The sequence below is a fragment of the Streptomyces ureilyticus genome, from assembly GCF_011045025.1.
Classification (GTDB): domain Bacteria; phylum Actinomycetota; class Actinomycetes; order Streptomycetales; family Streptomycetaceae; genus Streptomyces; species Streptomyces ureilyticus.
On sequence record NZ_JAAKZX010000336.1, the window covers coordinates 1 to 7,107 of the forward strand.

Sequence of the window (7,107 nt, forward strand, 5' to 3'; positions counted from 1 at the left end):
GCCCCACCCGGAAAGAGACCATGCGCTCCCCGTCCCGCCGCCGACTCCTCGCCGGCCTGCTGCTCGCCCCGCTGCTCACCGGCTGTTTCGCCTCCGGTGGCGGGGAGGCGTCCGACACCTCGGGCGGCTCCCGGCTGCGGGTCGCGCTCGCCTTCCCGCCCGCCGAGAACTACTCCCCGTACGGCGCCGACGCCACCCTCCTCACCCGCCTCGGCGTCACCGAGGGGCTGACCCGCCTCGACGCCAACGGCACGGCGATCCCCGCGCTCGCCGAGTCGTGGAGCCGTGAGAACGACCGGAGCTGGCTGTTCACCCTGCGCGAGGCCGCCTTCCAGGACGGCACCGAGGTCACCCCGAAGGCCGTCGCCGCCGCCCTCACCCATGCCACCCGCGCCAAGCCCGTGACCGCCGCGCTGTCCGGGGTCGAGCTGACCGCCGAGGCCGCGGACGGCGGACGGGTCCGGGTGACCACCGCCGACCCGGATCCCGTACTGCCGCTGCGGCTGTCGAGCCCCGGTCTGGCCGTGCTGTCGGCCAAGGCGTACGCGAAGAAGGGCGGCGTCAGTCCGGTCGGCACCGCCACCGGGCCCTTCGAGCTCACCAAGGTCACCGGCACCACCGCGGCCACCCTGGACCGCTTCGACGACTACTGGGGCGGCCGGGCGCAGGCCTCCGGGATCGACGCGAAGTACATCGCCGACGGCTCGGCCCGTACGAACGCGCTGCGCACCGGCGAGACCGACATCGCCGAGGCCGTCCCGGTCTCGCAGGCCGCCTCGCTGGACAAGGCGACCCGCCGCGATACAGCCACCACGCGCACCACGAGCCTGCTGCTCAACACCGACTCCGGCCCCTTCAAGGACCCGAAGGTCCGGGCCGCCGCACGCGAGGCGATCGACACCTCCGCCTTCGCCAAGGGCGTGTACGAGGGGTACGCCGACTCCGGCGTCGGCATCTACGGGCCCGCGCTGAACTGGGCGGCGGACGCGCGAAGCGCGATGGGGGTCCCCCCGGCCGAAGGCTGGGGGAGTGTGAAGCCCACCGGCCGGGCCGAGGCGCAGGGTGCGGGCGGGACTTCGGTCACCGTGGCGACGTACGACAACCGGCCCGAACTGCCCGAGGCCGCCCAGGTGCTCAAGCAGCAGCTCGAAAAGGCCGGATTCGAGGTCGAGTTGGAGGTGCGCGAGTACTCACGGCTCGAAAGCGACGCCCTGGACGGGAAGTTCGACGCGGTCATCGCCGCGCGCAACACCATGCTCGACACCGGCGACCCCGTGTCCATCCTCGCCAGCGACTACACCTGCGACGGCAGCTACAACCTGGCCCTGCTGTGCGACAAGAAGGTCGACAAGGCCGTCGCCACCGCGGAGTCGATCAGCGACACCGCCGAGCGGCAGGACGCGTCGATGGCCGCGGAAGCGGCGGTCCTCGGCACGGACGCGGTGGTGCCGCTCGTCCATCAGCGCATCATCACCGGCGTCGGCGCCGAGGTGAGCGGTGTGCAGCTCGACCCGTACGAGCGCGCTCTCGTCGGGGCCGGGACGCGGCGCTGACGGGCGGCGGGGGACGTGACTGTCGTACGGGGGCTCGGGCCGCCGCTGTGGCGTGCCGTACTCGCCGGTGCGCTGCTGTGCGGGGTCGGGCTGCTGCCGTGGCTGTCGCGCACCGATCCGGCGCTCACCGTGCTCAAGGCGCGGTCCGCGGAACGCGACCCCACGCCCGAGGTGCTGGCGGCGATTCGCTCCCAACTCGGCCTGGACGCAGGCCCGTTGGAGTTCCTCGGCAGCTGGCTCGGCGGGCTGCTGCGCGGTGACGCGGGCCGGTCGTGGATCTCCGGAGCGGAGGTCACGCCCTCGGTTGTGCAGGCGCTCGGGGTCTCGCTGCTGCTGATGGCCGGGGCGCTGGCCGTCGCGGTGGTCACGGCGGGTGCCGTGTGCGCGCGGACACTGCGGCTGGGGGCGCGGCGGGAACTCGCCGGGCGGCCGTCCGGCGGCAGCGGATCGGCTTTCCTGTCCACGCTGCCCGACTTCCTGACCGCGTCCGTACTGGCCGCCGTCGTCGGCGTACAACTCGGCTGGCTGCCCGCGCTCGGCTGGTACGGGCCCCAGTGGATGGTGCTGCCCGCGCTGTCGCTGGGTCTGCCCGCGGGAGCGCTGCTCGGGCGGCTGCTCGACGACATGCTGCCGGGCGCCTTCGCCGAACCCTGGGCACTGGCGGCCGCTGCCCGCGGAGTCCCCGGCCGGAGCATCGCCCGGCAGGCGCTGCGCCGCTGTGTGCCCGGACTGCTGCCGAACTTCGGGCTGTTCGTCGTCGGCCTGACCGGCGGCGCGGTCGCCGTGGAGCAGATCTTCGACATACCCGGGCTCGGACGGCTCAGCTTGCAGGCCGCGGTGGCGCAGGACCTGCCCGTACTCCAGGCCGGAACGCTCGCTCTCGTCCTGCTCGCGGCAGCCGCCGGAGGCCTGGCCCGGCTCGCGGCACGGCTGCTCGTCGGACCGGCCCTGCGCGACGGCGCGCTCTCCTCGCTGCACCGCCCGACGTCGTCACGGCCCACGACACTGCCCCTCCTCTACGGTGGGCTGCTGCTCGCCGTCATCGCGTTCGGTCTGGCCCGGGATCCGCTGGAGCTGGACACGACGGCACGGCTCCAATCGCCTTCCTGGGTCCACCCGTTCGGCACCGACGCACTCGGCCGCGACGTCCTGGCCCGGGTCGGACATGGCGCGCTGGACACGCTTGCCCTGGCCCTCGCGGTGAGCGCGGCGGCGCTGGTGGTGGGTGTCGTACTGGGACTGCTGCCGCGCTTCTCCGGACCGCTCCTCGACACCGTCAACGCCGTACCGCCGGTCCTCGCGGGACTCCTGGTCGCCGCGGTCGCGGGCAGCGGCACCACGACCCCGGCCCTCGCCGTGACCGCCGTCGCCTGGGCGCCGCTCGCGGCCCACACTTCGGCCCTGCTCCAACAGGAGCGCGCCACCACCCACTTGACCGCCACCCGAGGCCTTGGGGCAGGACGGCTCTACCTCCTCCGCCGCGAACTCCTCCCCGCCGTCCTGCCCCCGGTCGTACGCCACGCCCTCCTGCGCCTGCCCGGCGTGGCCCTCGCCCTCGCGGCCCTCGGCTTCCTCGGCCTGGGCGCCCAACCGCCGTCCCCCGAATGGGGGTTGCTCCTCGCCGAGAACCAGCCGTACGCAGAACGCGCCCCGTGGGCCGTCCTGGCCCCGGCTGCCGTGCTCGCCCTGCTGGGGGCGGTGGCGGTGACGGCCGGGGGAGGGGTGCGGTGGCCCTCGGGACCGCGACGCCGACGCCGACGTTTCGCGAAGCCCGTCGCCGTGCAGCCGCCGACCACCCTCGCCGTCCCCCGATCCGCGCCCGCTGCCAAGCAGCCCGCCACCACCGCAACCAAGGAGTCCCCATGACCCGGCCGCCCACCGAGGAGACGAAGGCGGCGGACCGGCAGACCGGTACGGCGACCGAGGCTTCGCGCCACCGCATCTGGAGCCGGCTGAACCCGCTGCCGCGCCTGCGCACATGGAACCGGCTGAACCCCCTCCTGCGCCTGCTGATCCTCACCCAACTCGCCTTCAACATCGGCTTCTACGCCGTTCTGCCGTTCCTCGCCGAGCACCTGGGCACCGCGATCGGTATGGCGGGCTGGATGGTCGGACTGGTCCTGGGCCTGAGGACCTTCAGCCAGCAGGGGCTGTTCGTGGTGGGCGGCGCGCTGGCCGACCGCTACGGCGTACGGCCCGTCGTGCTCGCGGGCTGTGTCCTGCGCATCGCCGGGTTCGTCTGGCTCGGGTACGCGGACCGGACCTGGACGGTCCTCGGGGCCGTCCTGCTGATCGGGTTCGCCGCCGCGTTGTTCTCGCCCGCCGTCGAGTCGGAGGTCGCCCGTCAGGCCGTGGTGTGGGAGGAGGCGGGCGGCGGCCCTCGTACGAACGTGCTCGCGCTGTTCACCGTGGCCGGACAGGCCGGGGCGTTCGTCGGGCCGTTCCTCGGTGCGCTGCTGCTGGGCGTCGACTTCCGGGTGGCGTGCCTGGCGGGAGCGGGCGTCTTCGTCCTTGTCCTGGCCGGGCATCTGTGGCTGCTGCCCCAGCACATCCCGGGGCGGCAGCGGGTCGCGGTCAAGGGCGGCGCCCGAGTGCTCGTACGCAACCGCCGCTTCCTGGCGCTGTGTTGTGCGTACGGCGCCTACCTGCTGGCGTACAACCAGCTGTATCTGATCCTCCCCGACGAGGTGGAGCGGGCGGCGGGCTCGCAGGCGCCGCTGGCATGGCTGTTCGCGCTGTCCTCGCTGCTCGTCGTGACCGCCCAACTGCCCGTCACCCGCTGGGCCGGGGACCGGCTCGACCTGCGCCGGTCCATGGCCGCGGGGCTGCTGCTGATCGCCGCCGGGTTCGCCGTGGTGGCCGCGGCCCGGCCCGCCGCGTGGACCGGGAACGCCGGGCTGCTGCCCGCGGCGGGCTTCGTCGTGCTGCTCACGCTCGGCCAGATGCTCGTCCTGCCCGCCGCCCGCGCCTGGGTGCCGGATCTCGCCGAGGACGGGCGCCTCGGCCTCTACATGGGCGCCCTGTCCTCCGTCTCCGGCCTGATCGTTCTGATCGGCAGCGCGGGCACCGGTTCACTGCTCGATGTGGGCCTGCCGCCGGCCGTGCCCTGGCTGGTCCTCGCCGCGATCCCCGTCGCGTCCATCGCGCTGCTGCCTCGCCGTCCCCGGCCGGTCACCGGCCAGGGGCCGGCAGCCGGTCAGTAGCCGACCTGGAAGGTCGCGTCGGCCCGTTCGGTCGCCGTCGAGACGGGGTCGATCCGCAGGACGTACCCGGAGTGCCTGATGTAGCGCGTCGGGAAGTTGTGCGAGCGGAACGACGCCCAGGAGGAGTCGGCCAGGCCCGCGGTCCGGTGGAACGTCGCGTCCTGCGCGAACGCCGTCGTGCCGTCGTTCACGTCGAGGCGCAGGTTGTAGCTGTAGTGCCGCAGGTAGCGGGTGGGGTGGCTGACGGACTGGAAGGAGACCCCCGCCGAGTCCGCCAGGCCCGGCACCAGCTTCCACTGGGAGTCGGCGTACGGGTCGATCGGGTACGGGTCGATCCTGCCGACGTAATCGCTGTGCCGGACGTAACGGGCCGGGTAGTTGTACGACTTGAGCCGGTTCCAGGACGGTCGCCCGTAGCGTGCGACGAGGTTGTCGTACTCGGCTCCCGTGATCGCCGCGATCGTGCCGTGCTTGGAGTTGAGGGGTTGCGTGTAGAGCCGCTGGTCGACGGGGGTCCACGTACCGGAGGCCAGGTTGCTCGTCTGCCAGGCGTAGAAGACGCCGTTGGGCGTGTACGTATCGCCCCAGAGGTACCAGGTGCTGGACGTGTGGGACTTCACCAGGATCGGCGCCTCGGTGCCGCCGTGCGCGACCGGCGTACTGAACTTCGTGAAGCTGCCAGGATTGAGGGAGGTGGACCGTGCCCCCACCAGCGTCTGGTTCTCCTTGTAGTAGAGGTAGTTGACGCCGTTCACGCCCACGGCCAGGTTGCCGTCGATGACGTCGTACCCGGGGTCGAAGAACACCTGCGGGTTGGCCGTCGTCCGGAAGTCGGTCGTGTAGCTGACCATGATCACGTTGTGGCCGCTGCTGTTCACCGACGAGTAGAGGATCCCGTACCGGCCGCGTGAGGCGTCCCAGTACGCCTCCGGCGCCCAGCTGTGGGTGTTGGTCATGTCGTGCAGCTTCAGCAGCCGGTAGCCGGTGAAGGTGCGCAGGTCGGCGGAGTCCCAGACGTGGATGTTGACGCTGGTGCGGTTCCAGTCGGTGCCCTGGAGGTCGGTGGCCAGGACGACGAAGGTGCCGTCCTGCTTGCGCATGATGAACGGGTCGCGCAGGCCGAGAGCGCCCTGGGTGGGCGTCGCCACCGGGTTGTTCTGGTTCAGAGGCAGCCACTGGAGGCCGTCGGTGCTGACGGCGAGGTGGAGGCCGTAGTTGGTGCCCGCGCCGAGGTTGGTCGACTCGGTGAAGTACCCCATCACGTACGACGGCCCGGTCGCCGCGCTCGCGCTCCCGGCGCCGAGGCCGAGGGCGCCGGTCATGGCCACCGGGACGGTGGCGGCCATGCCGAGGAAGAGCCGGCGGGAGGGGCCGCTCGCGTCCGAGGGTCTGTTCACGTCAGGCTCCATTTCTGCGAGAGGCGATCACTGGTCGACTGGTCGATATATCGAACGAGGATCGGCAATCCGAACGACAGGGCGCGCTGAACGTAGAACCGTGCGAGGGGGAAGTCAACGGATGTGACAGGAATGGCTGTTGTGGCCTGCTACGTCAGGGTCGGAGCCGCCCCCTTCGGTCGATCAGCCCTCCTGGCTTTCCGCCTTGAGGTGCGTGGCGAAGAAGCCGTCGATGCGTCGCCAGGCGTCCACGGCGGACTCCGGATGCGGCCTGATTCCGGCGACACGCATCAGCGGACGCAGGGGGCGTGGACCGACCTCGGCGTCGTTCAGGAAGGAGTGGCCGGCCTCCGGATACTCCTTGACGTCGTGGGCGATGCCGAGCCGGTCGAGCGTGGCCTCCAGATCGGAGGCCACGCCCTTCAGCGTCCGGTCGCGGGCTCCGTAACTCGCGACGACGGGGCAGGAACCGGTGAGCGCACGTTCGGGATGCTTCGGCAGGCGGCCGTAGTTGACGGAAGCGGCGTCGAAGTCGCCGCCGGCCACGGCGAGGAGGGCGAAGGAACCGCCCATGCAGAAGCCGATGACGCCGATCCGCCCGGTGCAGTCGGGATCCCGGGCGAGGTGGGTACGGGCCGCCTCGATGTCATGGAAGGCTCGGCCATGTCCGGACAGGGCGGCCCTGAAGGTCGGCACCAGGCAGCGTACGGCCCCTCCGTCGGTGAACAGGTCGGGCATGACGACGAGGTACCCGGCTCTCGCCAGTCGTTCTGCCTGACGGTGCATCACATCGTTGACGCCCAGCGCCTCATGGATCACGACGACACCGGGCCATGGGCCCGGCCCGGTGGGCCGGGTGAGATGGCCTCTGAGCTGACGGGAGCCGCCGAGGGCAGCGCTGAACTCGGTGAGATCGACGGTGGTGGTCGTGGCGGGCACGCTGTCCTCCAGGGG

The 7,107-nt window shown here is 72.2% G+C and carries 5 protein-coding genes; 3 read left to right on the top strand and 2 right to left on the bottom strand.

The features are described 5' to 3' along the window. The first annotated feature begins 20 nt into the window (after window positions 1–20). The 3 genes from G6048_RS45805 to G6048_RS45815 are packed head-to-tail and all read left to right on the top strand — an operon-like array spanning window position 21 to window position 4,756. Complete coding sequence (locus G6048_RS45805; RefSeq protein WP_165345540.1) at window positions 21–1,553, top strand: ABC transporter substrate-binding protein; 1,533 nt, start codon at window positions 21–23, stop codon at window positions 1,551–1,553. 15 nt (window positions 1,554–1,568) lie between these two features. After that, window positions 1,569–3,419 (top strand): ABC transporter permease subunit, encoded by a 1,851-nt coding sequence (locus G6048_RS45810; RefSeq protein ID WP_165345541.1) that lies wholly within the window; start codon window positions 1,569–1,571, stop codon window positions 3,417–3,419. After that, window positions 3,416–4,756: an MDR family MFS transporter gene (locus tag G6048_RS45815; RefSeq protein WP_165345542.1), complete on the top strand. Its 1,341-nt coding sequence runs from the start codon at window positions 3,416–3,418 to the stop codon at window positions 4,754–4,756. The genes G6048_RS45810 and G6048_RS45815 overlap by 4 nt, the downstream gene beginning before the upstream one ends. On the opposite strand, the gene G6048_RS45820 is transcribed toward G6048_RS45815, so the two are convergent. Together G6048_RS45820 and G6048_RS45825 are read right to left on the bottom strand one after the other, a co-directional pair. Next, entirely contained in the window at window positions 4,750–6,165 is a 1,416-nt protein-coding gene (locus tag G6048_RS45820) for a glycoside hydrolase family 43 protein (RefSeq protein ID WP_165345543.1), read from the bottom strand. The two genes, G6048_RS45815 and G6048_RS45820, sit on opposite strands and share 7 nt — an antisense overlap. A gap of 171 nt (window positions 6,166–6,336) precedes the next feature. Further along, the coding region (locus G6048_RS45825) for a dienelactone hydrolase family protein (protein WP_328828927.1) at window positions 6,337–7,107 on the bottom strand (771 nt) is incomplete at its 5' end.